Below are 26,272 nucleotides of genomic sequence, written 5' to 3'. Positions count from 1 at the left end.
GACTGTCGCGTAAACAGCTTCGCGGGCATTGCCGCCCCGGCCATGCGAAAGGCGCCCCCGTCCGGCTGAGCCGTGACAGGGGCGCCCTTTTACGCGTCCGGTGTGTCAGCCGACCTGACGGGCACCCGTCTTCGGGTTGAGGAAGAGGTTCCCCGCCTGCGGCTTGCGGAAGTTGAACATGTGGTCCAGGTCCCCCGCGCGAGCGTCGAACGACGCGTCGCCGATCTGGCCGACGCCCCAGTTCTCCTCGATGAACTTCGTGATCGAGGCCTGCTCGGTGTAGTGGTGGTCAACGAAGTTGACCTTGGAGTACGGCGAGACGACCAGCAGCGGCAGGCGCTGGCTCGGACCGCAGCGGTCCTGGTAGCCGCCCGCCACCTTGCCCTTGCCGCACTCGGTCGGGTCGTCGGCCGCGGCGTCGGCCGAGCCGTTGGTGACCTTCGGCGCGACGTGGTCGTACCAGCCGTCGGAGTCGTCGTAGGCGACGACGACGGCGGTGGACTTCCACGCCGAGGACTTCTGCAGCTCGTTGATCGTGTTGACGACGAACTGCTGCTCGTCCAGCGGGTCGGAGTTGGCCGCGTGGCCGTCCTGGTACGCCCCGGCCTTCAGGAAGCTCACCGCGGGCAGGTTCCCCGCCTTGAGCGCCTTGTCGAAGTCGGTCAGGTCGTAGTTGTGGTTCGCCTGGTCCGTCTGGCCGATCTTGGCGACGGAGGACGGCGGAAGGTGCTTCGGGTTGGAGGTCGACTGGTAGTACTGGAACGGCGCGTGGTGCGGGCTGTAGTCGTTGACCGTCACGCCACCGATGTTCTGGTGGGTGGCGCCGCAGACCGCGTAGCCACCTCCCGAGCCGGTCGGCCGGAAGCCGCCCTGGAACCAGCCCCAGGTGACCTTCTTCTTGTTGAGCAGGTCACCGATGTTCTTGCCCGTCATCACGGCCAGGTTGTTCTTGGCCGTGTGGTTCGTGTCCGAGCAGTCGTCGAACGCCGGGTCCGGGTCGTTGATGACCGTGCCGACGCCCTTCTTGTCCGCCGAGGACACGACGCCGGCGTCGGTGACCTTCGCGTGCGTCACCGGGTCGACGGCGTAGCCGCCGTGCGTCTGGCCCGAGATCAGGTTGAGCGCACCCGGCGTGGACGGCCCGAAGGTCGTGTCCCAGGAGTTGTCGCTCATCGCGTAGTTCTGCGCGTAGTTCCACAGACCGGTGACGGTGTTGCCGTCGTAGTAGTCCATCACCAGGCCGGGCTCGCCGAACAGGACCGGCTGACCCGTGCAGGTGTCATGGCCGGTGTTCTCGACGAACTTGTCGGCCTTGCCGGCGTCGAGGGCCTTCTGCTCGTGCGCGTAGCCGTGGTCCTGGTCGCAGGTCAGGGCCTGCTCGTGGGTGAGGCGCGTGGGGTTGTACTGGTTGGGGTTCTTCGTGAGCAGTTTCTTGCTCAGCCCGTCGACCTTGGGGGTCTTCTTCTTGGCGGTGAACTTCGTGCCGTCGGTGTTCGCCGCCTTGGGGTAGGTGCCGAAGTAGTGGTCGAACGAGATGTTCTCGTCGAACAGCACCACCACGTGCTTGATCGGGGTCGTGGTCCGGACGGGAGACTCCGCCGCGGTCAGGGACGTCGCCCCGCCGCCGGTCGTCCCGCAGGCCGCGAGGGCCAGCGTTCCGGCGGCCACCAGCGAAGCGGCGATCACCACCGGTCTCCGTCTCTTCCACTTACCGGGACCCATCTTGCCTCCTGCGTGAATATGAAGCTCCGGGTCCTCGATGAGGGGTCCCGGGGGCCGCGTCGGTCCAGCCGGATCACATCGGACGGGAACGACCGCCGCGCTGACGGAAGGTGGCGCGAACGTAAACAAGCCCCCATGAGGGCTTAAAGGATCTTTTGTCGGCTTGCGCCCGCCGTGCGTTCATGCCACGGAAACCGGGACTTCAGGCGAGCAGGGCCCGGCCGAGGAAGTCCTTCGAGTCCCGCACGCCCGGCAGTGCGAAGAAGTAACCGCCGCCGAAGGGCGTGATGTAGTCCACCAGCGGCTCGTCGGCCAGCCGTCCCTGCACGGTCTCGAACTGGCGCGTGAGGTTCTGCTGGTAGCAGGTGAAGATCAGGCCCATGTCGAGGTCGCCGACCTTGTCGACGCCGCGGTCGTAGTTGAAGCCGCGGCGCAGGATCCGCTCGGCGTCGGTCTGCGGGGTGCGCGGATTCGCCTTCCGTATATGGCTGGTCAGCGGGATGACCTTGCCGATCGGGTCCTGGGCGTACTTCGGCTCGTCGAGCTCGTGGACGCCGTCGAGAGGCGCACCGGTGTCACGGTCGCGGCCGAACATCTGCTGCTGCTCGGTGATCCCCACCCGGTCCCAGAACTCCACGAGCATGCGGATCAGCCGGACGACCTTGTACGAGCCGCCGGCCGTCCAGGCGGGCTCGCCGCCGCCGGCCGACCGGTCCGCCCAGACCAGCCGGTCCATGTCCCTGGCGCTCGTGACGTCCGGGTTGGCGATGCCGTCCTTGAAGCCCATGAGGTTGCGCGGGGTGCCGCTCGGGCGCGGCGGGCTGGTGAAGCCGCTCATCCGCCAGCGGATCTGGGCCGCGCCGCGCGTCTGGCGCGCGATGTCGCGCAGCGCGTGGACGACGGTGTCATCGTCGTCGGCGGACAGCTGCAGGCTGACGTCCCCGTGGCACCAGGCCGGGTCGAGGTCGTCGTTGGGGAACATCTTTATCGGCTTCAGGCCGGCCGGCTTGCGGCTCGCCAGGCCGTACCGGTCGTCGAAGAGGGACGAGCCGACTCCCACGGTGACCATGAGCCCGCCGCCGGGCATGCCGGGCCCGAGCACCCCCGAGTCGGCCGGCGGCGCGCTGATGCCGGTGTCGGCCGGGGGCACGCCCGCGGTCAGCGCGCGTGCCCGGTCGGTGAGCGCGCGGAAGAACTCCGTCAGCTCCGTCCGGTTCGAGGCGATGACGTCGAGGGAGGTCATCACGGTCCGCCGTCGCGGCGCGTCGAGGATGCCCGCCTGGTGCTCGCCGTGGAACGGCCGCGCCGGCGGCTCGGCTCCGGGCGTACCGGCGCGCGCTCCCACCGCGCTCCCCGAGGCGCCGGCCAGCGACCCGGCGACACCGGCCACCAGCGCACCGCGCAGAAAGGACCGGCGGTCGCTTCGTTCGCTCATGAGGTACGCCTCGGTTCGGCGATGGTGGCGACCGGCGCGAGGAGCTCCAGCAACTGCCCGGCCGCGCCGTTCAGGCGCTCGCGCTGGGCGGTGGAGAGCTTGTCGACGGACGAGTGCCCCTTGAGCAGGGCGTCCATCCGGTCCAGCCAGGTGTCGACCTCGGGCAGCCGCTGGTAGCGCGGGCGCAGAACCGGCCGGAGCACTCCGAGGACCTCACGTGTGCCCTCGATGTTGGCGGCCGCCGTCTTCAGCGTGGTGCCGCTGCCCTGGTCGGCCTGGCCGGTGAGCTGGAACTGCAGGGTGTTCTCCAGGATCTCGTGGGCTCTCAGCGGCAGGTCGGCGGGGTCCATGCGCTGATCGGGGAAGTCGCTCTTCAGGCCATGAACGTCTTTTGCCAGCCGGTCGGCCACCTTGCGCAGCGACGAGGCGGACTCGCCGTGCCACAGGCCGTACTCCAGCCGGTGGAACCCGGTGAAACCGGCGTCGTGCACGCCGCCGGGAAGGCCGGCCGTACCTCCGTTGATCGCGCCGTCGAAGTCACCGAACGTGCCGTACGCCGCCCCGAGCCTCTCGTAGGCCACGTGCGCGGGGAGCCATGCGGTCCGCGCGGCGTCCAGGTCGCCGTCGTCGACGGCGTCCCGCAGAGTGTCGGTCTTGGCGGTGAGCCGGTCGAGGCCGGCCGAGACGTAGTCGGTGTACGAACGGGCGGGCGCGTACAGGTCGTTGGTGCTCACGGGCTGGATCGCGGGGCTCGTACCGGCCGGGCCGGTGATCCGCGTCGGCCGCCCGACGACCGGGTCGCCGCCTCCGTCGTCCCCGCAGCGGAAGGCGTAGGTGCCGTTGCCCAGGTCGAGCCGCAGCTGCCGCGTCACCCCGGGCCCGAGGCCCTCGACCTCGGCGTACACCGCGCCGTTGGCCGGGTCGATGAGCATCACGTCGGCCGCCGTGGCGCCGTCGTTGCGCAGCGAGAGCACCTGGTCCCCGGCGTGGGGACGTGTCCAGCCGGTGCCGCAGCCGGTGGTGGACGCCTCGATGGCGGCCGGCAGCGACGCGCCGGCCGGCGATGGACGCGCGTCACCCGCGGCGGCCAGCAGCAACACCGCACCGACGATCAGCAGCGGCGTACGCATGGAGCTCCCGTTTCTCGGCCTCAGGGGGGACGAGGACACTCTAGAACGTGCGATCCGGCCCACGTCGATCCCTTGACGCATCTCTGAGCCGGGTGTTCATACGGCGTTCACCCGTGACCGGTGTTCCTCGCGCGACGACAGTTAGTTAGGTTAGTCTTACCTAATTAGTCTGTGAAGGGGGCTCGTTGCCGGACAACCGCTGCACGCACTGCGCCGGGTGCCACACCGGGCAGCGCCCGTGCCTGGCCAGCGCGACCGCCGGCACGCGCGCCTGGCTGCTCGTCGAGCACCCCGGCCCGTGGGGTGAGGAGATCGACCGGATGGCGCTGCCCGCCCCGCTGGCGGAGGCCATCGCCCGCGCGCGGCGGCACGGGGTGCGTCCCCAGTTCATCCGGTCACCCCGGCGACGGCGGGCGACACCACCGCTGCGGGTGTACGCGGGCTTCTCCGGGGAGCCGTCGGGCCCGGAGGGCGCCTGGCTGGAGGGACGCGAGCTCGAGGACCTGGAGGAGCTGGCCGACCTCGACCTGGAGGCCGTGGGTGCGGGCCGCTCCCCCGGGTTCGGGCTGCCGGTCACCCGCCCCGTGCTGCTCGTGTGCACGCACGGCCGGCACAACGCCTGCTGCGCGCGTGTCGGCGCGCCACTGGCCCGTTTCCTCCACGAGCGGTTCGGTGATGTGTGGGAGACCACACATGTCGGCGGCGACCGGTACGCCGCCAATCTCGTGTGCCTGCCGCACGGCCTCTACTACGGCGACCTCGACGAAGAACGCGCGATGACCGCCGCCGAGGAGTACCGGCACGGGCGGGTCGTCCTGGAGGGCTATCGTGGCCGTGCCGGGCTTGCCGAGCCGGTGCAGGCCGCGGAGCATTTCGTGCGCGCGCGGAGCGGGGTCCTCGGTGTCGAGGCCGTCGCGGTCGAACGCGTGGTCGGTGACCTCGCGATCGTGCGCGCGGGCCAGGCTCGATATAGGGTCCGGGTGGAGCAGCGGCCCATGGACGCGTGCGGTCCCGGATGCGGCGAGGACATCCGAACCTATATTGAACGGGACCTCACTCTTCTCAACGAGACGGCCCTCGTGTAACCTCTCCGAGGCCCTGTACGCCGATCCCGAGGGGATACGGCGCTCTCTGGGGAACATCACGGCGCTTCACGACGTTGCAATTTTTGGCACGTATCACCGTTTGGCGTCCGTGACCGAAATTTTTGCTCACCAGCAAGCTACGAGGTGGTAGTTCTATGGCTCAGGTACGTCGGCAGGCAAACCTCCCCCGTCCCAGCTGGGGCTGGCAGGACGCTGCCGAGTGCCGGGGGGAGGACCTCATCCTGTTCTTCGGCCCGGACGGTGAACGTCAGCCGGAGCGGGAGATCCGCGAGCGCAAGGCCAAGTCGGTCTGCATGCGCTGCCCCGTGCGAGGAGAATGCCTTGACTACGCCGTGTCCCGGCCGGAGAAGTACGGCACGTGGGGCGGCCTGAATGAGGACGAGCGCGCCTCGGAGCGTCGTCGCCGCATGCGTCGCGCCAACGCCGCCTAGGCAGGAGCGCTACCTGCGGCCCCGCCCCGCGGGGCCGTTTCCATAAAGAGCCGGACCGTCAAGCCAGCGGTTCCGGCTCTTGTCCTTCTTCGCGGCCGGTCGGCGTCCTCCCTCTCCCTTACAAGAGCGCGAGGACGTCGGCGTCGGTGAGCTGTTCGAAGTGGGTGTACCACTGGCCCACCGCGCGGAACACGGACGGGGCCGCGAGCACCACCACGTCGTCGGCGTCGGCGGAGAGTTCGAGAACGGTCTGGGCGGCGCCGATCGGTACGGCGAGCACGACACGTGAGGCGCCCTCACTCCGTACGGTGCCGAGCGCGGCGCGTGCGGTCCCTCCGGTCGCGAGCCCGTCGTCCACGACGACGGCGTCACGCCCCTTGATCGGCGGCAGCGCGCGGTCGCCGCGGTAGGCGGTGACCCTGCGGGCGAGTTCGGCCCGCTCCCGCCTGATCGTGGTGTCGAGGTCGCGTTCGGTCAGCCCCAGCCGGCGCAACAGGTCGGCGTCGCACACCGGCTCGCCGCCCTCGGCGATCGCCCCGACGCCGAGCTCCGGCTGACCCGGGCAGCCGATCTTGCGGGTGACCAGCACGTCGAACGGCACCCCGAGCCGCTCGGCGATCTCGTGCGCCACGGGCACCCCGCCACGCGGTAGCGCGAGTACGACCGGATCGGTGAGCCCGAGGGACGCCACACGGCCCGCCAGCGCGCGCCCGGCCTCGGCCCGATCGGTGAACGGCAGCCGTACGCCATGGCCGCTCGACCCCACGGTGAACCACCTCGAAACGCCGGTTGTCGATGCCCCTACCCATCGGAGGGCGGGGCGCAACGGGGAGCGTTGAGTAAGCCGAAAGCCGTCCAGGGGGCGCTCAGCGGCGGGTATCGACCCCTGGACGGACTCTGATCGGGCGACGAAGACCTGCGAGGCGATTTCCCTTCGCCGGTATTGCCCGGATCAGGTATTGAAGGTCGCCGGTACCGGTAGTCGTGCCGGTCCGGCCTCTCAGCCCTTCCGCCGGTCCTCATTCGGAGCCCCTTTCGCTCCGCGAAGGCCGGCCGTCCGGCTCCCTTGCACGTCCCGCAGGCCTGATCTCAGGCTTTCACCAGGGAGCGGCTCTTCCAGGGGCGAAGGTCCCCACGCGACGGGACCTTCGGCGCGTGGCGCGAGCCGCTGACCTTTGCCCCCCGACCGGGGACCAACGGACGTACCCCGCCGTGGCCGCCCGCGCCCACAGTTGAGGCGTAGGACCATGGAGGAGGCGGCGATGAAGCAGAGTCTCCGGCTGGGCCGCGTCGCGGGCATCCCGGTGGGGATCAACTGGTCGGTGCTCGTGATCCTCGTGTTGATCACCGACATCGTCGCCGGGAACGTTCTCCCGCGCGCGGACGCCGGCCGGTCCACGACCCTGTACTGGGCCATCGCGATCCCCACGGCCGTGCTCTTCCTGGCCTCACTGCTCGCCCACGAGGGCGCCCACGCGGCCATCGCGCGCAGGAGGGGCCTCGGCGTGCGTTCGATCACCCTGTGGATGCTCGGCGGCGTCGCCCAGCTCGACGGTGAGCCGCCGAACGCACGGGCCGACTTCGCCATCGCCGCCGCGGGCCCGCTGACCAGCCTGGTCATCGGCGGGGTCCTGCTCGGGGGCGCGCAGGCCGCCGCCTCTCTCGGCACGCCGGCCGCGATCGTCGCGGCACTCGCCTGGACCGGCGCGACCAACGTGTTCCTCGCCGTCTTCAACCTGCTCCCCGGCGCGCCGCTCGACGGCGGGCGCATCCTGCGGGCGCTGGTGTGGATGCGTTCCGGCGACCGGGCGCGCGGTGACCGTGCCGCCACCGGCACCGGCCAGATCATGGGCGCGGCACTCGCCGGCGGTGGCATCGCCGAGCTGATCTTCCTCGGTCAGACGGGTGGCCTGTGGCTGATGCTCATCGGCTGGTTCCTCGTCTGGGCCGCGGGCAGCGAGGCCAAGGCCCGCGCCGTACAGGAGGCCGCCGCGGGCGTACGGATCCGCGACCTGATGGTGCCCGAGCCCGAATGCGCGACCGCCTGGCGGCCGGTCGGGGAGTTCATCGCCACCGTGGCGGCGCGATCGCGCCAGTCCGTCTTCCCGGTCACCGGGTTCGACGGCCTGCCGTGCGGCGTCGTCACCCTCGCGCGGCTGTCCAGAGTTCCGCCGGCGCGCGCCGGCGACCGCGTCGACTCGGTCGCGACCGCACTGCCGCCGGACTACGCGGCGGCCCCGGACGATCCCGCCTCGTCGCTGGTCGGGCGGATCCCGCTCGCGGGCGCGCTGCTCGCGGCCGTCGTCGCCGACCGCCGCGTGGTCGGGATGGTCACCACCGACGATCTCGGCCGCCTGGTCCAGCAGAGCCTGCTGCGCGCACGGAGCACCCCGTCGCCGGTCGAGTGAGGGCCTGCTCTCGCCTTAGGGCGTGTCCTGCTTGCCGCGGTGCTCCTTGTTCAGGGGCTTTCCGATCCGCCTCCCGCTCACCCGCGGTCGGGCCGGGTCGGCGCTGACGAGCTTCGGCGGGTTCACCCGGGTGATCAGGCTCCAGACCTGCTCGCCCACCTCACGCGGCCGCTCCAGGACCAGCAGGTGCCCGGCGTCCGGGATGACGACGAGCTCGGCGTCGTCGATCGCCGCGACCAGGGCCTCGGCATGCGCGATCGGGGTGATGATGTCGCGCTGGCCGACCATGACGAGCACCGGCACGCGGCCGAGGGCCGGCAGGACGGCGTGCAGGTCGTAGCGGACGAGCTCGAGGTAGAACTCGGCGATCACCTGGATGGGCACGGACGCCATGAGCTTCGTGGTCATCCGGGCCACCGGGCGCGGCACGCGGGAGCCGTACAGGTACGGCCAGGCGATCAGGTACGTCGCGCCGCTCGCGGAGCGGCGGGCGCCGTCGACCAGGCGCGCGTGCCGCCGGAGCCTGGTCAGCGTGGCGGGCACGAGCCGGTGCACGAACCTCGCCGTGATCGGCGGCAGGCCGGCGGTGATGGAGGACAGGCCCCCCGCCGAGGTGGAGGCGAGTACGACACCGACCACGCGGCCGCCGAACAGCCCCGGGTGCGACTTGGCGAGCGCGAGGACGGCCATCCCGCCCATCGAATGGCCGACCAGGACGAGCCGCCCGCGCGGCGCGGCCGCCCGGATCACGGCGAAAAGGTCGCGGCCCACCTGGTCCATGGTGGCGTTCGGCGGTGTCCCCCAGCCGGACCTGCCGTGGCCACGATGGTCCCAGAGCACCACGCGCACCTTGCCGGCGAGCATCGTGCGCTGGACGTCCCAGCTGGTGGCGTTGAGCAGGTAACCGTGGCAGAAGACGACAGTGAGGGACGCGCCCGGAGCGTCCTGGATCTCCACGTGCAGCTCGACGCCGTCGTCGGCCGTGACGGTCAGCCGCCGCGTCGGCGGCGGGCCCTCAGGCAGATCTTCAGATCCGGCGCCGATGGCCGATATGCCGGGTATCGGGAGCAAAAGTCGTTCGCCCTGATGCGCCAGCGCGCCGGCGATGTCCGAGAACGACATGACCACCTCCGCGGGGCGGTGCCGTCCCATTGACGCGGTACGCCACCGTCACACTCACCATTGAGCCTTCCGGCCGAGATGGCTGGGATCCCCGGCCCGTTCCCCCAACGTGCGGTCGAACCCCTTTCCCCCGTAGGTCCCCATCTACACGTTGCGCCACAAGTCCCACATCATCCAGGGCCGAAGGTCCTGAGTTCTGGGGGAAAAACTCCCCCATAGGCCTCAGTGCTGATTAATCACCCGATCGCGTGACACCTGAAGTGCGGTTAGGGCGCAAGTTAGGCATGTCCAGTGTACGGCGGTAGGTGCACTGAACAGGATTAATGGGTATCAGGCAGAATAGGACGGACATATCTCCCTTTGATGTTGCTACTACACCGATCCCCCATCGATCGGGCAGTGCGCCTGCCCGCCCGTACAGAGGGGATTGTTTTGGTCGCAGCGAGAGGATCCGCGGCGTACGGCGAACCCATGCCGGAGCCGCCTGGCGCAGCCGTCGGAGGCACCGGGGCCGGTGCCGGGGACGCGGGAGCCGTCGGAGGAGCCCTGGGTGCCGGGGGCGGAGATGTCAGAGACGCTCGGGCCGGAGCCGCCGGAGCCGCCGGAGCCGCCGGAGCCGCCAGAGCCGCCGGAGGCGCTGGGGATGTCGGGGCCAGAGGCGGTGGGGACATCGGCGCCGGGGTGGTCGAGGCGAGCGCAGGGGCCGCCAGAGCCGTCGAGTGGCCCGCCGGTGAGGGCAAGTGGCCCGGCGGTGAGGGCGAGCGGCTCTCCCAGGGGTTGGCCGACGTGCTGGTACACCGGCTGTTCGCGGTCGGGCTGGACCTCCATGCCGCGCTGACCTACATCGAGGCGAACATCTCCGGAGACCTCACGGTCGACAAGATCCACAAGGCGATCGGCGGCCTGGACAACGCGATCAAGGACTTCCGCGGCGTGGTGTTCGATCTCCATCCGGAGGGCTCCACGGGGAGAGACGGGCTGCGGGCACTCATCGTGGAGGCGGTGGAACGCGCATGCGCACCGGGCGGCATGTGCCCAGCGATCACCCTCGGCCCCGGCATCGACGCCATGATCGACGAAGCGGCCTGGCAGGAGGTCGCCCGGCTGGTCCACCGAACCTTGACACTGGTCCCGTGCGAGCAGCTCTCGGAGGCACACGTGATGCTGACCGCCACCCACCGGCCACCGACCCGGCTCGTCATGCACATCGACGCCCCCGCGTGCGACCTGAGCGGGGTCGCCGGCCGCCTGCGCATGTTGGGCGGACCCAGCGGAAACGGCGACGGCATGGACATCTCCTGCCTGCAGGCCCAGTCCCCCGAACGCTCCCGCATCCGCGTCGAGTGGCCCGTGACCCCGTCCTGAGACCCGTCCGTCACCCATGCGAAGGACGGCCCCCGGTGCGCCGGAGACGTCCCAGGACGTCCAGACGACGGCCCGGGACGTCCAGACGACGGCCCGGGACGTCCAGACGACGGCCCGGGACGTCCAGACGACGGCTCGGGACGTCCAGACGACGGCTCGGGACGTCCAGACGACGGCTCGGGACGTCCAGAGGACGTCCGGACGTCCCGAGGGCGACGACCAGGCCCGGTCGGCATCCGGTCCGGGCGTCCCGTCCGGCTGTGGGTCAGGCGGGGCGCCGGGAGTACCGGGTACCAGGGCGGTGAGCGCGGCCAGGGCCTTCCACTACGCGAGGTCGAAGCCGTCGCGCTGCCGGTAGCTCGCCGCCGCCATCTCCCCGCCGAACCCCCCGTCGAATGACGCGGGCCGGCTCCGGTCCTCCGCGGTCGCGAACCGCCCTGGCTCAGCTCGACCGGTCGCGTCTCGACTGGCGGGTGGTCAGCCTGTACCGGCGCGTCCGTTCGGACCGTAGGCGCGCGTCGGTCCTGGACGCCATCCACTCGGCCTCGCGACGGAGCTTGCGCCAGCCGGTCAGCCGGCGTTCCGGCAGGTCGCCGGATTCGACGGCGGCCAGTACGGCGCAGCCCGGCTCGGCCGTGTGCGCGCAGTCGCCGAAGCGGCACTCCGCGGCCAGGTCCTCGATGTCGGCGAACGCCTGTGCCAGGCCCTCCTCCACCTCGTAGAGCCCCACCCGCCGCACGCCCGGCGTGTCGATGACGAGTCCGCCCGGCACCATGACCAGCTCGCGGTGGGTGGTCGTGTGCCGGCCCCGTCCGTCGGAGGCGCGGATCTCCTGTGTACGCATGACGTCCTCGCCCGCGAGCGCGTTGACGAGTGTCGACTTGCCCGCGCCGGACGGGCCGAGCAGCACCGACGTTCCGGTCGCCAGGGCGCGTACGGCGTCGATCCCCTCCCCCGTCACCGCCGAGACCGCGTGCACGTCGGCGCCGGGCGCCGCCGCGGTCACCGTCTCCAGCAGGCCGGGGAGGTCGGCGGCCAGATCCGCCTTGGTGATGATGACGTACGGTGTCGCGCCGCTCTGCCAGGCGAGCGCGAGCAGCCGTTCGATGCGGGCGAGACCGGTGTCCGGCGACGCCGGTTCGACGATGAGGACCACGTCGACGTTGGCCGCGAGCAGTTGCCCTTGGGAGTCGCCGGACAGCCCGCCGCGGGACTCGCGTGCGACGCCGCCGCGTACGAGGGCGGTGCGCCGCGGCAGGATCGCCGCGACCTGATGGCCGCCGTCCGGCAGTTCGCGGAGCGCGACCCAGTCACCGGCGCTGGGCGGGGCGCCGCGCCAGCCGGCCTGGATGTCGCCGTGTTCGGTCAGTACGTCGCAGCGGCCACGGTCGACACGCGCCACGCGGCCCGGCTCAAGGCCGGCGTACGAGATGAAGGACGAGGCCCAGGCCTCGTCCCAGCCGAGGGAGGACAGAAAAGGTGTGAAAGACAACGCGAGCACCCTTCAGGTGCGGGTGCGCGCTGCTCAGGCGGGCACCCGGAGGAACAGGGGCGAGGGCAGGGCAAGGCCAAAGACGGTCATGCGTGCTCACCTCTTCCCGGTGTTCCTCCGGCCGCGACGAGTCTCCCGGCGCGCCGATCATAGGCTTCGCCCCCAGCGGGCGGGCAACCGATTTTTCGCGTCGGACCGGCCAGGCAGGCCTCAGGCCATGCCACCGTGAGACCCGCCAACGGCCGTGCTCGGCGCGGCGTCCTACGCGCTGCGCTGCTCGGCCCCGGACCGCGACTCGCGCTCGCTCTCCGGCTCGCCGTCGTTCCCCGGCCCGGCGTCGGAGGCGGCCTCGTGCCGCCGCACGTCCGGCTCCGGCTCCTGCTCGGCCTCGGACTCCCCCTCGTCGCCGGTGTCGGCCTCGGCGACCTCGACCCGCTGCGCCGCGGCCTTGAGCTGCTTGTCGGCCGCCTTGGCCCGTGCCTCGGCCGCCTCGGCGCGGGCACGTGCGGTGTACTCACCGGGCCACCGCTTGTCGATCTCGGCGTTCAGCGCGGCGCCGATCAGCACCGCCAGGGCGGTGACGTAGAGCCAGGCGAGCACCGCGATCGCGGCGCCGAGCGAGCCGTACACCGTCACGCCCGAGGCGGAACCGTCGAGGTAGAGCCGCAGGATGAGGCTGCCGAGCGCCCAGATCGCCAGCGCGACGCCGCCGCCGGGCAGGCCCCGCCACCACGCCGTACGGGCCGGGACGCTGAGGTAGTACAGCGACGCGAGGAAGACGACCGAGACGATGATCAGCACGGGCCAGTAGAGGAGATGGAGCACGCGCGCGCCCTCGGGCAGCCAGCGCAGCACCAGCGTGGGGCCCGCGACCATCACCGGGATGATCACCAGGCCGACGCCCAGTCCCCCGATGTAGAGAAAGAACGCCCGCAGCCGGGTACGGACGACGCCGCGCACCCCGGACAGGCCGTACGCGATCGTGATCGTGTCGACGTAGACGTTGAGCGCTCGCGAACCGGCCCACAGCGAGACCAGGAAGCTCAGTGACACGAGCTCGACCCTGCCGCCCCTGAGCACGTCGTCCAGCAGCGGCTTGACGACGGTGTCGACGGACTGCTCGGTGAGCACCGTCTGCGCCTTCTCGATCACCCAGGTGCGGATCTCGGTGACCGTGGCGTTGCCGAGCATCGAGCGAAAGTGCCCCAGCGTGCCGATCAGCCCGAGCACCAGCGGCGGCAGCGACAGCAGCGTGAAGAAGGCCGCCTCGGCCGCCAGGCCGGTCACCCGGTAGCGGAACGCGGAGATGCTCGTACCGCGGACGATCTGCCAGAGCGCGGCACGGGCCCTGGCGGGAGCCGATGCCGCGGCAACGTCCGCCGAAGCGTCGGAGAGGGTGGTCACGACGCCCTACCGTAGCCGGGGCACGCCCGGTACGTGCTGCAACGACCACTTCGTGTGCTGTCGCCTACGGAACGTCACGGCGCACGAGAGGGCTACCGCTGGCAGGACTCCCGTCATGACGTCCCATGTCCGGCACCTCGCGCGGGTCCCGCCCATTTACCGACCTTCTTCCGATCGCCGTCGCCGTCGCCGTTCAGGTGAACTGACCCGGCCGGCGACCGGCGCCGGGCGGGCCCGCGAAGGCCTGCGCGATACTGATCCATTCTTCCGCCACAGGCCCCGAAACCGCCAGATTCACGTCGGCCGGGTGTCGCCGCTGTGTGACGACCAGGCAGAAGTCCAGTGCCGTCCCGCGCACGACGTCGGCGGCGCCCTCGGGTCCGGCCGCCCATGGGGCACCGCTCGGGAGGGTGAGCTCGACCCGTACCGCGGCGTCCGGGCGCCGGCGTCCGTGCACGGCGAAGCTCCACGGCAGCGCGCGTACGCCGATCTCGGCGACGTGACGCAGCCGGTCGGTCGGCTCACGCCCACCGTCATACCCACCGGCCGCCAGCCCGTCGGCGACGTCCTGCCCGTGCGCCCACGTCTCCATGAGCCGCGCCGTGGTGAACGACACGAGACCCATGTCAGGGCCGTACCAGGGGATCCGTGCCTCCGGGTCCGCGGAGGAGAGGACCTCGGTCAGGTGGCGGCGCGCCGCGCCGAACCACTCCAGGACCTCCTCGGCCGCCATGGACCGCCGCTCCCGTACGAGCAGGTCCGTGTCCAGGCCCTTCGCGAGCTCCGCGCGTACCTCCTCGCGGAACGCGCCCGGTCCGGTCACCGCGCGCGCCGCGGCGCCGTCGAACCAGGCCAGATGCGTGATCTGGTCCCGTACGGTCCAACCGGCCGCCGGAGTCGGGACCGCCAGGACATCGGGCGCGAGGAGCCGTTCGAGGTCGGCCGACTCCGCGAGGAGGTCGCCGATCAGTACGTTCATCGCCACAGCCATCCGCCCCAGCGTACAGAACGGCGTTCGGGGGTCTTGCTGGTGATTCACCCCGGCATACGTACGCTGGGAGGACAATGAGGGCATGATCTGCGAAGCCTGCCGCGACCGGCGGCACGGCGACTGCCCGCGCGGCACCTGGTGCGACTGCCAGCACCAGCCGGCCGGCGATGACACCGCTCCGGCCGTGACGGCCGAACCCGGCGGGTCCGGCGAGTCCGACGAAGAGGGGCCTGAGCCCGGCGTCAACTGGCTCCGGCAGGGCTGAGCACCCCGGAACGACCGGTCGGCACGTGGGACAGAAGTCCACATATCGGACAAGGTTGGACACTCATCGAACGGCATGTCATCATCGGTGTATGGCTGCTGCTAATCCGTTGCTGGTGATGCGCCGGCACGTTGACTACCTCCGCGTGGGCAGCGCCGTCTGTCGTTGACACTGATCTACCGCTATTGCCTCATGGGCGCGCGGTGTGCCGGTGTCTGTCCCAAAGCTCAATGTTGAGCCAGCAGTATGACCTGCCGGCGTGCCTCGCGTCCCGCCACACCACACGGAGGACGCGCAGAATGCCACCCCGTCAGCAGAGGCGAGGCGAGGGTCAGTGGGCCCTCGGTTATCGCGAGCCACTCAACAAGAACGAAGAGAACAAGAAGAACGACGACGGCCTGAACGTCCGCGACCGGATCGTCGACATCTACTCCAAGGCGGGCTTCGACTCGATCGACCCCGCCGACCTGCGCGGCCGTTTCCGCTGGTACGGCCTCTACACCCAGAGGCGGCCCGGTATCGACGGCGGCAAGACCGCCATCCTGGAGGACGAGGACCTCGACGACCGCTACTTCATGATGCGTGTCCGCATCGACGGCGGTCAGCTGAGCCCTGAGCAGCTGCGCGCGATCGCGGACGTGTCCACCAAGTACGCACGCGGCACCGCCGACCTGACGGACCGGCAGAACATCCAGCTCCACTGGGTGGAGATCGAGTCGGTACCCGCGATCTGGGAGACGCTGGAGTCGGTCGGGCTGTCCACGACCGAGGCGTGCGGCGACACCCCGCGGGTCATCCTCGGCTGCCCGCTCGCCGGGATCGACGCCGACGAGGTGATCGACGCCACGCCGCAGATCCACGAGATCAACGAGCGCTACATCGGCAGCCCGGAGTTCTCCAACCTGCCGCGCAAGTTCAAGTCGGCGCTGTCCGGCTGCACGGCGCAGTGCACGGTCCACGAGATCAACGACATCGCCTTCGTCGGCGTCGTCAACGACGATGGCGAGAAGGGCTACGACATCTGGGTCGGCGGCGGCCTGTCCACCAACCCGATGTTCGGCAAGCGGCTCGGCGCCTTCGTCCGGCCGGACCAGGTGCACGAGGTCTGGGCCGGGGTCGCCGGGATCTTCCGCGACTACGGCTACCGGCGGCTGCGCCACCGCGCCCGCATCAAGTTCCTGATGAACGACTGGGGCCCCGAGCGCTTCCGCGAGCTGCTGGAGAAGGACTACCTCGGCTACGCGCTGCCCGACGGCCCGGCGCCCGGTGCTCCGGCCGGTGCCCGCCGCGACCACGTCGGCATCCGTCCCCAGCGCGATGGCAACTACTACGTCGGGTTCGCGCCCAAGGTCGGCCGGATCAACGGCGAGCTGCTGCATGTGATCGCCGATCTCGCCCAGGAGTACGGCTCGGGCCGGGTCCGCACGACCACCGAGCAGAAGATGGTCATCCTGGACGTGCCCGAGGAGCGCACCGAGGCCCTCGCGGCCGATCTGGAGGCCAACGACCTGCAGGTGCGGCCGTCGACGTTCCGGCGGCAGACGATGGCCTGCACCGGCATCGAGTTCTGCAAGCTGGCCATCGTCGAGACCAAGCAGCGCGGTATGGACCTGATCTCCGAGCTGGAGGAGCGGCTGCCGGACTTCGAGGAGCCGCTGACGATCAACATCAACGGCTGCCCGAACTCCTGCGCGCGCATCCAGGTCGCCGACATCGGGCTGAAGGGCCAGCTCGTCACGGACGCCGACGGCAACCAGGTGGAGGGCTACCAGATCCACCTCGGCGGTTCGATCGGCGGCGCCTTCGGCAAGAAGGTCCGTGGGCTCAAGACCACCGCCGACGAGCTGCCCGACTACGTCGAGCGGGTGCTCCGCAGGTTCCAGAAGCAAAAGACCGACGGCGAGTCCTTCGCCGACTGGGTCCAGCGAGCCGAGCAGGGGGATCTCGCATGACCGAACGCGCCGTTCCGTTCTACTGCCCCTACTGCGGAGACGAGGACCTGGAGCCGTACGAGAGCGACGGTGGCTGGCACTGCCGTGCCTGCACCCGCGCGTTCCGGCTCCGGTACGTGGGTACGGGCGCGCTGAGCGCCGCCACCGATCCCGGGCTGCCGTCCGGCGAGCACAAGGAGGCCAGGAGATGACCCTCACCTTCGAACGCGCGCCGGCCGCACTCGACCTCACCGACATCGTCGAGTCGGCCGCGGACGCCCTCGAGGAGGCGCCGGCCGAGGAGATCGTCCGCTGGGCCATCGCGACCTTCGGCGACCGGATCTGCGTGACGTCCTCGATGAAGGACGCCGTGCTGGTGGACATCGCTGCCAAGATCCGGCCCGGTATCGACGTGCTGTTCGTCGACACCGGCTACCACTTCGCCGAGACGATCGGCACCCGCGACGCCGTCGAGCTCGTCTATCCGATCAACGTGGTGAACGTGACCTCGTCGCGGACGGTGGCCGAGCAGGAGCGTGACCTCGGGCCACGGCTCAACGGCCGCAACCCCGACCTGTGCTGCCATCTGCGCAAGGTCGAGCCGCTGAACCGCGCTCTCGACCCGTACCTCGCATGGATCACCGGCATCCGCCGCGAGGAGACCTCGCACCGGCGCGGATCGCGGGTCGTCGAGTGGAACGCCGCCCGCGGGAAGGTCAAGGTCAACCCGCTCGCGCGGTGGACGCACGAGCAGCTCACCTCCTACATCGAGGACAACGGCATCCTGGTGAACCCGCTGCAGTACGACGGGTACCCCTCGATCGGCTGCGAGCCCTGCACCCAGCGCGTCGCGCCCGGTGAGGACCCCCGCAGCGGCCGGTGGGCCGGCACGGGAAAGTCCGAATGCGGCATCAACCTCTGAGGCCGTCCGTGTCCACCGCACCGCTGGTCGCGGTGGCGCACGGCAGCCGTGACCCGCGAGCGGCGGCGACGGTCGAGGAGCTCCTCGGCCTCGTACGCCGCCGGTCGGGTCTGCGGGTCCTCACGTCCTACCTCGACCACGCTCCGCCGGCCCCGGGGCAGGTGCTCGGCGCCCTGGCCGCCGAAGGCACCGGGGAGGCCGTCGTGCTCCCCCTGCTGCTCACCTCGGCGTACCACAGCAAGACCGACATCCCCGGCGCGCTCGCCGACGTCCACAGGGCCCATCCCTGGCTGCGCGTGCGGTACGGCGCCACGCTGGGCCCGCACCCGCTGATGACCGCGGCCCTGGAGCGCAGGCTGGCCGAGGCGGGCGTGACGCCCGACCCCGGCACGGCCCTCGTGCTGGCCGCGGCGGGTTCCAGCGACCCGTCGGCGAACGCGACGATCAACGCCATGGCGCGGCGCTGGCGCGGCTGGGGGCGCGTGGTCCCCGCCTACGCCTCCGCGGCGCGCCCCACGCCGGCCGAGGCCGTACGCGCCCTGCGCGAGGACGGTGCGCGCCGGGTCGCGGTCGCCTCCTACTTCCTCGCTCCGGGCCATTTCGCCGACAAGGTCCGTGAGGAGTCGCTCGCGGCCGGGGCGGAGGCGGTCTCGGCGGCGCTCGGCCCCGCGCCGGAGCTGGCCGAGATCATCATCCAGCGCCACGATGAGATCATCACGCTGGGTGATCAAGCCGCCGTCGGCTGAAACCCCTTTGTTCGCCGGGGATCCGGGGTCTGGACGCCCGGCCCGTGATCTTCTCCCAGGTCAGATGGGGTGCATGTCCATATTTGGCCTTTACGGCCCGAAATATGTTTGCTATGTTCGGTTGACCGGCGACGCCCCCCATGCGTCGTCCGAACCATATCCGCCGGCCAGGGCCTGCCCACCAGCACGCGAGACGTGCGGCACGCGAGGAAGCGTGAGAGGGGCCCCCCTTCCAGGGCCGAGGCGGCTCATATCCAAGAAACGCGTCGCTCCCGCGCATCTCCCGGGATCCCCCCTAATGGATCACCTCTGATGCCGGTGCGGCCCGCCGCATCCGCCTGAGCAGGCGGAGCCGGGGACCCCATGTGTCTCCTGAGGTGAGTCGGCACGCCTCCAGCGTGTCCGTAGGGCGATTCTGACGCCCGAACCGCAGCCAGCCCGGTAGGCGTCTGGAGTAAGGACCCACGCCATGTCGTACAAGACCCCCTAGACCTGAATACATCGGCCGCGGATCGATCGCGGCCCCCCTTTCCCCCTGTCTCTTAAAGAGCCGTCCATGTCACGGACGGCTCCCGCTGAATCCGCCATCGCGGAACCGGGGACCCACCGCACCACTGGGGTGAATCGACGCATCCCCAATGCGCCGTAGGGCAGCTTCCACGCCCGAACCCGTCAGCTAACCCGGTAAGCGGCATGGAAGCGAAGGAGTACCCCATCGTGTCAGGTCGACACACGAAGTCATGCCGTGTAATGCAGGCCACCAAGTTCGGCGGAGCCCTCGCGGGCGTCGCGGCGGCCGGTGCGACCGCGATCAGCCTGATCGCGGCGGCCCCTGCCCACTCATCTCAGAAGGTCAACGCGATCTCAGCCGGAGCGCTGGCGGTGGTACCCCGTGCCGCAGCGCCCTCGAAGGCGCCGCACCCTGTGGCGCAGGTACCTCTGCCCGGTAAGGGTATTACCAATGCCCTCAAGGGTGGCCGTGCCTGGACGCCCACCGCGGCGGACGCGCTGAAGCTCGCCTCCGCCCAGGTGGGTGTCACCGAGGACTCCCTCGGCGGCGGCACCAAGTTCCAGAAGTGGTTCGTCTCCTCCCCTTGGGCCGAGCGCGGCGTCAAGCGCGACGGCGGCAAGGTCTCGGACTACGCCAACGCCAACTGGTGCGACATGTTCGTCTCCTGGATCGGAGCGCAGCTGGGTGTGAAGGGGATGGGCGCGGACGCGTTCACCCGTACACACGCCCAGTGGTTCAAGGACCAGGGCCGCTGGGGCCAGAACGCGACGCCCGGCGCGGTCGTGTTCTTCTCCTGGAGCGGCAGCAAGTCGATCGACAGCATCGACCACGTCGGCATGGTCATGAAGGACAACCACAACGGCACCATCCAGACCATCGAGGGCAACACCGACAACGCCGTCAAGATCCGCACCCGTGACGTGTCGTCGGTCGTCGGCTACGGCTACCCCGAGTACAGCTCCGACAACGCCTGACCCACGCCTCCCCGGCCGCTCGCCGACCGGTGTGTTCAGCCTGCACATCCCCCCAAATCCCCCTGTGCTGAGAGGCATTTCCCCCCATGATCAATTTCCGTCGTGACACTTTCGACCGGTTCTCCGCCAAGACGATCGCGACCGCGGTGACCGGAGTCGCCGTGGTCGGCGCCGGGCTCTCCGTCGCCGTCCTCCACACGGAGGCTCCGCCGGCCAAGGCGGCCAGCGCCAGCACCGTCGAGGCGTCGAGAGGCGTCTCCGGCCTGGTCCCCGGCGAGGTGGGCCACGGGCTCAAGCTGCCCTCGCACGCGCCAGAGAAGAAGGCCGCCGCGCTGCCGGGCGGCATCTCCACCGGCACATCGTTCTGGGACGCGCAGACCGCGTCCGGCAAGCCGATGTCGTACCACACCCTGGCCAGCCCCTACTGGCCACTCGGCACCAAGGTGAAGGTCACCATCGGCAAGAAGAGCGCCGTCGGCGTGGTCGAGGACTTCGGACCCGCGGAGTGGGCGGTGGCCCAGCACAACCCGCCGGCCATCGTCGACCTGTCCGAGGAGATGATGCAGTACCTCACCGGCACCCGGTCCAACTCGGTCCCGATCAAGTTTCAGGTGCTCCAGTTGGGCACCGGCCCCGTCTACCGCCACTCCGGCACCGGCTACGACATGGCGACCGGAGTGTCCGAGAAGTAAGAACCTTCTTTCCCGCCCCCCTTCCCCCCTGGGGGGCGTTCGGGGCCCCTCGTAGTCCTGAGGGGCCCCGAACCATGTGCCGCGCGGCTCGGTCCCGGCGCAATCATGGCCTGGGAGGTCGTGTAAACGACCTGGTCAGCGGGGTATTCGTTGCCACATGCGCAGCGTCCTCGGCAGGACCGACCATGTCGTCGTGGTCGGTGCGGGACTTTCCGGGCTGGCCGCCGCCCTGCACCTGTGCGGTCGCGGCCGTACCGTGACGGTCCTGGAGCGTGAGGCCGTCCCGGGCGGGCGGGCCGGGCGCCGCGACGTGGGCGGGTACCGGCTCGACACCGGGCCGACCGTGCTGACCATGCCGGAGATCGTGGGAGAGACCCTCGGCGCCGTCGGCGCCTCACTGGCCGACCGGCTGCCGCTGACCCGGCTGGACCCCGCGTACCGCGCCTACTTCTGCGACGGGACCTCCCTGGACGTACGCACCGGGCGCGAGGCCATGACCGAGGAGGTCCGCGCGTTCGCCGGACCGCGCGAGGCGGCCGGGTACGCGCGGCTGCGCGACTGGCTGACCCGGCTGTACGAGGTGGAGTACGCGAGGTTCATCGCCGCGAACGTCGACTCTCCGCTCGGCCTGCTGACACCCGGGCTGGCGCGCCTGGCGGCGATGGGCGGCTTCGGACGCTGGGACCGCGCGGTCGGCCGGTTCGTACGCGACGAGCGGCTGCGCCGGGTCTTCACGTTCCAGGCCCTGTACGCGGGGCTGTCGCCACGACGCGCACCGGCGCTGTACGCGGTGATCGCCTACATGGACACCGTCGGCGGCGTGTACTTCCCGCGCGGCGGAATGCGGGCGCTGCCCGACGCCCTGGCCGGTGCCGCCACGGACGCCGGTGTGGACCTCCGCTGCGGCATCACCGTGTCCGGGTTGGAGCGCCGCGATCGCCGGGTCACCGCCGTGCACACCGCGGACGGCGAGCGGATCGAATGCGACGCCGTCGTGCTCACGTGCGAGCTCACGACCGCCTACCGGCTGCTCGGTCATGTCCCGCGACGGCCGTACCCGCTGGTCGCCGCGCCATCGGCGGTCGTGGCGCACCTCAGCGTGCCCGGCCCCGGCGGGACGGCGCACCACAACCTGCTGTTCGGCCGCGCCTGGCGGACGACCTTCGACGACCTCATCCGCGACGGCCGCCTGATGCGCGACCCCTCACTGGCGCTGACCCGGCCCACCGCCACGGATCCGGCGCTCGCCCCGTACGGGCGGCAGCTCGTGTCCGTCCTCGCCCCCACTCCGAACCTGGCGCGAGGCGATCTCGACTGGGACCGGATCGGCGCGTCGTACGCCCGCGAGGTGGCCGGCCTCGCGGCCGACCGGTGCGGGCTGGGCGGAGAGGCGGAGATCCTGCACGTCCTGACGCCCGCCGACTGGGGCCGCCAGGGGCTGATCGCGGGCACGCCGTTCAGCCTGTCGCACACGTTCGGCCAGACCGGGCCGTTCCGCCCCGCCAATCTGCCCCGTACGACGGACAACGTGGTGCTCGCCGGCTGCGGCACCGTACCCGGCGTCGGCATCCCGACCGCGTTGCTGTCGGGACGGCTGGCCGCCGACCGGGTCACCGGCATGCCCGTCGCACGCCCGCGACGTGCCGCGGAACCGGCACCGGCGCCGCGAGGCAAGCCGGACGCGGAGCGAGTGAGGAGCGGTGAGGGACCAATGAACCGTGGCCGATGACGGGCCGGGAGCTGGACGCCGCTGGGATCACGGATCCCTCGCTGCGTGCCGCCTACGCCCGGTGCCGGGCGCTCAACGCCCGGCACGGGCGCACCTTCTTCCTGGCCACCCGGCTCCTGCCGCCCGCCCGGCGACCGGCGATCCACGCTCTGTACGGCTTCGCCCGTTACGCCGACGACCTCGTCGACGAGCCGGCGGCGGGCGTGGACGCCGCCCAGACCATGGCCCGGCTCGACGGCCTCGAGGCGGTTCTCGGCGCCGGACTGCGCGGGAGCCGCAGCGAGGATCCGGTGCTCGCGGCCGTCGTGGACACCGCCACCAGGTTCGGCATCGACGGCGCGCTGTTCACGGCGTTCCTGCGTTCGATGCGGATGGACCTCACCGTCAGCGGCTATCCGACCCGGGCCGCCTTACGGGAGTACATGCACGGCTCGGCCGAGGTGATCGGGCTGCAACTGCTGCCCGTGCTCGGCACGGTGTGCGAACCGGCCGAGGCCGCTCCCGGCGCCGCGGCGCTCGGGCGGGCGTTCCAGCTGACCAACTTCCTGCGCGACGTGGCCGAGGACCTCGACCGCGGCCGGCTGTATCTGCCCGCCGACGAGCTCGCCGTCTACGGGGTCGACCGCACCCTGCTCGCCCGCTGCCGGGAGACCGGGCGCCCCGAGCCACGGGTACGGCGCGCGCTCGCCGACCAGATCGCCCGGACCCGCGCCGTCTACGACCTGGCGCGTCCCGCCATCGCGCTGCTCCATCCGGCGTCCCGGCCCTGCGTGGCAACGGCCTGCACCCTCTACGCCCACATCCTGGAGCGCATCGAGGCACGCGACCACAACGTCTTCGCGGGCCGTGTGTCGGTGGGCACCGGCCGGCGGCTGACCCTCGCCGGGAGCGCGCTGACGCGTGCGCTGTGGGCGCGCGCCGGTACGCGCCCAGCCCGTGAGCTGCCGTGACCCGCGGCCCGTACGTGCGGAAAGGATCGACCATGGACCACCTGCAGTATCTGCTGCTGCTGGCCGGATGCGCGGCGGTCACGCTGCCCCTCGAGCTGTCCGGCAGCCGCGTCTACCGGCGGCCCGGCCGGCTCACACGCTCCGTGCTGCCCGTCGCGGCGGTGTTCGCCGGCTGGGACGTCATCGCCATCGCGGCCGGCGTGTGGAGCTACAACCCGCGCTACGTCACCGGATTGGCCCTGCCGCTGTCGCTGCCGCTGGAGGAGGCGCTGTTCTTCCTCGTCGTCCCGGTCTGCGCCGTGCTGACCTTCGAGACCGTAAGGCGGCTGTCACCGGTCCGGCAGCCGTACGGGCAGGACGCGCGGTGAACGGGCTGGGGTACACACTGCCGGCCGTCGCCTCGGTGGCCGCGGTGGTCGCGATCGAGCTGCTCCGGCTGCGAACGGGGCTGTTCCGGCAGCGCCACTACTGGATCACGATGGCGATCGTGTTCGGCTTCCAGGTCGCGGTCGACGGCTGGCTGACCAAGCTGTCGGCACCGGTCGTCGTCTATGACCCGCACCAGCTCAGCGGGCTGCGGGTCCCGTTCGACATCCCCGTCGAGGACTTCCTGTTCGGCTTCACCCTGGTCACGGCCACCCTCCTCGCCTGGCACCGTACGCCGGACCGCCGGGAGGGCACGTGAGCGAGCAGGTGACGGCCGCCTTCGACCGGGGCGCCCCTGCCTATGACCGGCTCGTCGGCGCGAACCCGGGGTACCACGCCCACCTGCGGCGCTCCGCCCGCGCGTTCCGGTTCCCCGAAGGCGGCGACGGCGTACGGCTGCTCGACGCCGGATGCGGGACCGGCGCCTCCACCGCGGCACTGCTGGCGGCGGCGCCACGTGCGCGCATCGTCGGCCTGGACGCCTCGGCCGGCATGCTCGCGCGTGCGAGGGCGAAGTCATGGCCCGCGACCGTGGAGTTCACGCACCGCCGCGTCGAGGATCTCTCCGGGGAACCCTTCGACGGGATCTTCGCCGCGTACCTCATCCGCAACCTGCCCGACCCGGACACCACCCTCGGCACGCTGCTCGCCCTGCTGCGGCCCGGTGGGTCGCTGGTCGTGCACGACTACTCGGTACGGGACGACCCCCTCACCCGGCTGGTCTGGCACACGGTGTGCTGGAGCGTGATCATCCCGGCCGGGTGGCTGATGACCGGCGACGCGGGCCTGTACCGCTATCTGTGGCGCAGCGCGCTGGACTTCGACCGTCCCGAGACGTTCGCGGACCGGCTGCGCCGTACGGGGTTCGCCGACGTCGGGACCGCGGCGATGAGCGGCTGGCAGCGTGGGATCGTGCACGCGTTCCGTGGCCGGCGGCCATGAGCGGCGGTGCCGAGGGCCGGGACCGGCGCCGGGTGCGGCATCCGGCGCCCGCGGGGCTGCCCGACGCCCGGCTGCTGTCCCGGCGTCCGCGCGCGGTCGTGGTCGGCGGCGGGATCGCCGGGCTCGCCGCCGCGACCGCCCTGGCCGAACGCGGCGTCGCCGTGGAGCTGTGCGAACGCCAGGGCCATCTCGGTGGCCGGGCCGGCAGCTGGACGGAGACGCTGCCCGACGGCACGAGCGTGAGCATGGGCCGTGGTTTCCACGCCTTCTTCCGCCAGTACTACAACCTGCGGGCGCTGCTGCGCCGTACCGACCCCGGCCTCCGCCTGCTCGCCCCGGTGCCGGACTACCCGCTGCTGGACGCGGCGGGGCGTGTCGACACCTTCCGCGCCCTGCCCCGCACCCCACCGTGGAACGCCCTCGCCTTCGCCGCCCGTAGCCCCACCTTCACACCACGGGACCTGCTGCGCCTCGACGCGCGTGCGGCGCTGCCGCTCGCGGACGTCAGCGTGCCCGCGACGTACCGGCGGCTGGACCACATGGACGCCGAGGAGTTCCTTGCGCGGCTGCGGTTCCCCGCGGCGGCGCGGCATCTGGCCTTCGAGGTGTTCTCGCGCAGCTTCTTCGCCCCGCCCGACCGGCTCTCCGCGGCCGAGCTGGCGGTCATGTTCCACCTGTACTTCCTCGGCTCCGCCGAGGGGTTGCTCTTCGACGTGCCGCGCGTGCCGCCGTCCGGGCTGTGGACACCGCTCGGCGACCGCCTGGCCGCGCTGGGCGCCCGGGTGCGGCTGCGGACCGCGGTCGGCGCCGTGCGCCCCGGACCGGACGGGTTCACGGTGGAGATCGGGGGCGAGGACGTACGTGCCGACGCCGTCGTGCTCGCCCTCGACGTCCCGGCGCTGCGCGAGCTCGTCGCGGCCTCCCCCGCACTCGGCACGCCGCGATGGCGGCGGCGGATCGCCGCGCTGCGCACGGCGCCGCCGTTCCTGGTCCGGCGGCTGTGGCTGGACCGGCCCGTCGCCGCGGACCGGCCGGCCTTCCTGGCCACCGGCGGCCTGGCGCCGCTGGACAACATCAGTGTGCTGGAGCGGTACGACCGCGACGCGGCCGCCTGGGCCCTGCGCGCCGGGGGCTCGGTGGTCGAACTGCACGCCTACGCCGTCTCGGCTCCGCGTGAGGAGACCTCGGCTCGTCTTCTGGGGCGGCTGCACGAGGTCTACCCCGAGACCGCACGCGCCGGCGAGGTGGGTGAGTTCACCGAGTGGCACGAGGACTGCCCGCTGTTCGCCCCCGGGACGTTCTTCGACCGGCCGGCCGTGGCCGGACCCGCACCGGGGCTGGTGCTGGCCGGCGACGGTGTACGGATCGACCTGCCGGTGGCGCTGATGGAGCGCGCCGCGACGACCGGCTGGCACGCCGCCAACCTGCTGCTGTCCGGCTGGGGCCTGGCCGGGCATCCGCTGACGACCGTGCCGTTGCGCGGCCGGCTCGTTCCCGCGCGGTGGCGCGGCGGGGCCGTTCCGCCGGTGCCCGCGGGTCTGTGAGTGTCGTTCCATGCACCTCACCGCGTCGCGTCCC

The 26,272-nt window shown here is 71.4% G+C and carries 25 protein-coding genes and 1 riboswitch; of the genes, 17 read left to right on the top strand and 8 right to left on the bottom strand.

Annotated elements, in window-relative coordinates; genetic code table 11:
• Nucleotides 1-105: 105 nt before the first annotated feature.
• The 3 genes from FB559_RS27950 to FB559_RS27940 form a co-directional block, all read right to left on the bottom strand.
• On the bottom strand, nt 106-1,686 hold the full coding sequence (locus FB559_RS27950; protein ID WP_221640203.1) for a phospholipase C: 1,581 nt from the start codon (nt 1,684-1,686) through the stop codon (nt 106-108).
• Nucleotides 1,687-1,924: 238 nt separating this feature from the next.
• A complete protein-coding gene (gene efeB / locus FB559_RS27945) occupies nt 1,925-3,157 on the bottom strand; it encodes an iron uptake transporter deferrochelatase/peroxidase subunit (protein ID WP_141959193.1) in 1,233 nt (410 codons plus the stop codon).
• The gene (locus FB559_RS27940) at nt 3,154-4,287 is read right to left on the bottom strand and encodes an EfeM/EfeO family lipoprotein (protein ID WP_141959191.1); all 1,134 of its coding nucleotides are present in this window, start codon (nt 4,285-4,287) and stop codon (nt 3,154-3,156) included. The genes efeB and FB559_RS27940 overlap by 4 nt, the downstream gene beginning before the upstream one ends.
• Before the next feature lie 185 nt (nt 4,288-4,472).
• Here FB559_RS27940 and FB559_RS27935 point away from each other — a divergent pair, with 185 nt between their 5' ends.
• Both FB559_RS27935 and FB559_RS27930 read left to right on the top strand, forming a co-directional pair.
• Nucleotides 4,473-5,372 carry a ferredoxin family protein gene (locus FB559_RS27935; protein WP_141959189.1) on the top strand — a complete coding sequence of 300 codons (900 nt, stop codon included), beginning with the start codon at nt 4,473-4,475 and terminating at the stop codon, nt 5,370-5,372.
• Between the two features lie 155 nt (nt 5,373-5,527).
• A complete protein-coding gene (locus tag FB559_RS27930; RefSeq protein WP_141959187.1) occupies nt 5,528-5,824 on the top strand; it encodes a WhiB family transcriptional regulator in 297 nt (98 codons plus the stop codon).
• 118 nt (nt 5,825-5,942) lie between these two features.
• Here the strand turns inward: FB559_RS27930 and FB559_RS27925 are convergent, their stop codons facing one another.
• Entirely contained in the window at nt 5,943-6,590 is a 648-nt protein-coding gene (locus tag FB559_RS27925) for a phosphoribosyltransferase (RefSeq protein WP_141959185.1), read from the bottom strand.
• Nucleotides 6,591-7,086: 496 nt separating this feature from the next.
• Here FB559_RS27925 and FB559_RS27920 point away from each other — a divergent pair, with 496 nt between their 5' ends.
• On the top strand, nt 7,087-8,232 hold the full coding sequence (locus FB559_RS27920) for a site-2 protease family protein (RefSeq protein WP_185792432.1): 1,146 nt from the start codon (nt 7,087-7,089) through the stop codon (nt 8,230-8,232).
• A 15-nt stretch (nt 8,233-8,247) separates the two neighbouring features.
• Here the strand turns inward: FB559_RS27920 and FB559_RS27915 are convergent, their stop codons facing one another.
• The gene (locus FB559_RS27915; protein ID WP_185792431.1) at nt 8,248-9,354 is read right to left on the bottom strand and encodes an alpha/beta fold hydrolase; all 1,107 of its coding nucleotides are present in this window, start codon (nt 9,352-9,354) and stop codon (nt 8,248-8,250) included.
• A gap of 681 nt (nt 9,355-10,035) precedes the next feature.
• On the opposite strand from FB559_RS27915, the gene FB559_RS27905 reads away from it, so the two are divergent.
• Complete coding sequence (locus FB559_RS27905; protein WP_141959179.1) at nt 10,036-10,719, top strand: sensor histidine kinase; 684 nt, start codon at nt 10,036-10,038, stop codon at nt 10,717-10,719.
• Nucleotides 10,720-11,161: 442 nt separating this feature from the next.
• Here the strand turns inward: FB559_RS27905 and rsgA are convergent, their stop codons facing one another.
• The 3 genes from rsgA to FB559_RS27885 form a co-directional block, all read right to left on the bottom strand.
• Complete coding sequence (gene rsgA / locus FB559_RS27895; RefSeq protein ID WP_246122125.1) at nt 11,162-12,220, bottom strand: ribosome small subunit-dependent GTPase A; 1,059 nt, start codon at nt 12,218-12,220, stop codon at nt 11,162-11,164.
• Nucleotides 12,221-12,472: 252 nt separating this feature from the next.
• Nucleotides 12,473-13,615, bottom strand: a complete 1,143-nt coding sequence (locus tag FB559_RS27890) for a YihY/virulence factor BrkB family protein (RefSeq protein WP_141959173.1) — start codon at nt 13,613-13,615, stop codon at nt 12,473-12,475.
• A gap of 193 nt (nt 13,616-13,808) precedes the next feature.
• On the bottom strand, nt 13,809-14,606 hold the full coding sequence (locus FB559_RS27885; RefSeq protein ID WP_141959170.1) for a TIGR03084 family metal-binding protein: 798 nt from the start codon (nt 14,604-14,606) through the stop codon (nt 13,809-13,811).
• Nucleotides 14,607-14,688: 82 nt separating this feature from the next.
• Here FB559_RS27885 and FB559_RS27880 point away from each other — a divergent pair, with 82 nt between their 5' ends.
• The 13 genes from FB559_RS27880 (at nt 14,689) to FB559_RS27820 (ending at nt 26,238) form a co-directional block, all read left to right on the top strand.
• A complete protein-coding gene (locus FB559_RS27880) occupies nt 14,689-14,871 on the top strand; it encodes a hypothetical protein (protein WP_141959169.1) in 183 nt (60 codons plus the stop codon).
• 299 nt (nt 14,872-15,170) lie between these two features.
• Nucleotides 15,171-16,823, top strand: coding sequence for a nitrite/sulfite reductase (locus FB559_RS27875; protein ID WP_141959166.1), 1,653 nt, complete (start codon nt 15,171-15,173; stop codon nt 16,821-16,823).
• Nucleotides 16,820-17,014, top strand: a complete 195-nt coding sequence (locus FB559_RS27870) for a PDDEXK family nuclease (RefSeq protein ID WP_141959164.1) — start codon at nt 16,820-16,822, stop codon at nt 17,012-17,014. The genes FB559_RS27875 and FB559_RS27870 overlap by 4 nt, the downstream gene beginning before the upstream one ends.
• Entirely contained in the window at nt 17,011-17,724 is a 714-nt protein-coding gene (locus FB559_RS27865; protein WP_141959162.1) for a phosphoadenylyl-sulfate reductase, read from the top strand. The genes FB559_RS27870 and FB559_RS27865 overlap by 4 nt, the downstream gene beginning before the upstream one ends.
• On the top strand, nt 17,706-18,470 hold the full coding sequence (locus tag FB559_RS27860; RefSeq protein ID WP_141959160.1) for a sirohydrochlorin chelatase: 765 nt from the start codon (nt 17,706-17,708) through the stop codon (nt 18,468-18,470). Before FB559_RS27865 ends, FB559_RS27860 begins: the two co-directional genes overlap by 19 nt.
• Nucleotides 18,471-19,033: 563 nt before the next feature.
• A riboswitch (cyclic di-AMP (ydaO/yuaA leader) is annotated at nt 19,034-19,177 on the top strand.
• Nucleotides 19,178-19,220: 43 nt separating this feature from the next.
• Nucleotides 19,221-19,955 carry a CHAP domain-containing protein gene (locus FB559_RS27855; RefSeq protein ID WP_141959157.1) on the top strand — a complete coding sequence of 245 codons (735 nt, stop codon included), beginning with the start codon at nt 19,221-19,223 and terminating at the stop codon, nt 19,953-19,955.
• Nucleotides 19,956-20,041: 86 nt separating this feature from the next.
• Nucleotides 20,042-20,647: an RlpA-like double-psi beta-barrel domain-containing protein gene (locus FB559_RS27850; RefSeq protein ID WP_141959155.1), complete on the top strand. Its 606-nt coding sequence runs from the start codon at nt 20,042-20,044 to the stop codon at nt 20,645-20,647.
• 157 nt (nt 20,648-20,804) lie between these two features.
• On the top strand, nt 20,805-22,376 hold the full coding sequence (gene crtI, locus FB559_RS27845) for a phytoene desaturase family protein (protein ID WP_141959153.1): 1,572 nt from the start codon (nt 20,805-20,807) through the stop codon (nt 22,374-22,376).
• Nucleotides 22,373-23,326, top strand: a complete 954-nt coding sequence (locus FB559_RS27840) for a phytoene/squalene synthase family protein (RefSeq protein WP_141959150.1) — start codon at nt 22,373-22,375, stop codon at nt 23,324-23,326. The genes crtI and FB559_RS27840 overlap by 4 nt, the downstream gene beginning before the upstream one ends.
• 32 nt (nt 23,327-23,358) lie before the next feature.
• Complete coding sequence (locus FB559_RS27835; RefSeq protein WP_141959148.1) at nt 23,359-23,694, top strand: lycopene cyclase domain-containing protein; 336 nt, start codon at nt 23,359-23,361, stop codon at nt 23,692-23,694.
• The gene (locus FB559_RS27830) at nt 23,691-24,011 is read left to right on the top strand and encodes a lycopene cyclase domain-containing protein (protein ID WP_141959146.1); all 321 of its coding nucleotides are present in this window, start codon (nt 23,691-23,693) and stop codon (nt 24,009-24,011) included. Before FB559_RS27835 ends, FB559_RS27830 begins: the two co-directional genes overlap by 4 nt.
• Nucleotides 24,008-24,694: a class I SAM-dependent methyltransferase gene (locus FB559_RS27825; RefSeq protein WP_141959144.1), complete on the top strand. Its 687-nt coding sequence runs from the start codon at nt 24,008-24,010 to the stop codon at nt 24,692-24,694. Before FB559_RS27830 ends, FB559_RS27825 begins: the two co-directional genes overlap by 4 nt.
• Entirely contained in the window at nt 24,691-26,238 is a 1,548-nt protein-coding gene (locus FB559_RS27820) for an FAD-dependent oxidoreductase (RefSeq protein WP_141959142.1), read from the top strand. The genes FB559_RS27825 and FB559_RS27820 overlap by 4 nt, the downstream gene beginning before the upstream one ends.
• Nucleotides 26,239-26,272: the final 34 nt, after the last annotated feature.

Source organism: Actinoallomurus bryophytorum (assembly GCF_006716425.1).
GTDB lineage: Bacteria > Actinomycetota > Actinomycetes > Streptosporangiales > Streptosporangiaceae > Actinoallomurus > Actinoallomurus bryophytorum.
The sequence above is the reverse complement of the archived record's forward strand: the minus strand, read 5'-3'. Positions and strand labels throughout refer to the sequence as shown.

Coding starts and splice junctions, on each gene's coding strand:
- FB559_RS27920 (WP_185792432.1), top strand. CDS start 7,087: ATGAAGCAGAGTCTCCGGCTGGGCCGCGTCGCGGGCATCCCGGTGGGG.
- FB559_RS27940 (WP_141959191.1), bottom strand. CDS start 4,287: ATGCGTACGCCGCTGCTGATCGTCGGTGCGGTGTTGCTGCTGGCCGCC.
- efeB (WP_141959193.1), bottom strand. CDS start 3,157: ATGAGCGAACGAAGCGACCGCCGGTCCTTTCTGCGCGGTGCGCTGGTG.
- FB559_RS27885 (WP_141959170.1), bottom strand. CDS start 14,606: ATGGCTGTGGCGATGAACGTACTGATCGGCGACCTCCTCGCGGAGTCG.
- FB559_RS27860 (WP_141959160.1), top strand. CDS start 17,706: ATGCGGCATCAACCTCTGAGGCCGTCCGTGTCCACCGCACCGCTGGTC.
- FB559_RS27855 (WP_141959157.1), top strand. CDS start 19,221: ATGCAGGCCACCAAGTTCGGCGGAGCCCTCGCGGGCGTCGCGGCGGCC.
- FB559_RS27915 (WP_185792431.1), bottom strand. CDS start 9,354: ATGTCGTTCTCGGACATCGCCGGCGCGCTGGCGCATCAGGGCGAACGA.
- FB559_RS27930 (WP_141959187.1), top strand. CDS start 5,528: ATGGCTCAGGTACGTCGGCAGGCAAACCTCCCCCGTCCCAGCTGGGGC.
- FB559_RS27850 (WP_141959155.1), top strand. CDS start 20,042: ATGATCAATTTCCGTCGTGACACTTTCGACCGGTTCTCCGCCAAGACG.
- FB559_RS27840 (WP_141959150.1), top strand. CDS start 22,373: ATGACGGGCCGGGAGCTGGACGCCGCTGGGATCACGGATCCCTCGCTG.
- FB559_RS27880 (WP_141959169.1), top strand. CDS start 14,689: ATGATCTGCGAAGCCTGCCGCGACCGGCGGCACGGCGACTGCCCGCGC.
- FB559_RS27835 (WP_141959148.1), top strand. CDS start 23,359: ATGGACCACCTGCAGTATCTGCTGCTGCTGGCCGGATGCGCGGCGGTC.
- FB559_RS27870 (WP_141959164.1), top strand. CDS start 16,820: ATGACCGAACGCGCCGTTCCGTTCTACTGCCCCTACTGCGGAGACGAG.
- FB559_RS27865 (WP_141959162.1), top strand. CDS start 17,011: ATGACCCTCACCTTCGAACGCGCGCCGGCCGCACTCGACCTCACCGAC.
- FB559_RS27820 (WP_141959142.1), top strand. CDS start 24,691: ATGAGCGGCGGTGCCGAGGGCCGGGACCGGCGCCGGGTGCGGCATCCG.
- FB559_RS27875 (WP_141959166.1), top strand. CDS start 15,171: ATGCCACCCCGTCAGCAGAGGCGAGGCGAGGGTCAGTGGGCCCTCGGT.
- crtI (WP_141959153.1), top strand. CDS start 20,805: ATGCGCAGCGTCCTCGGCAGGACCGACCATGTCGTCGTGGTCGGTGCG.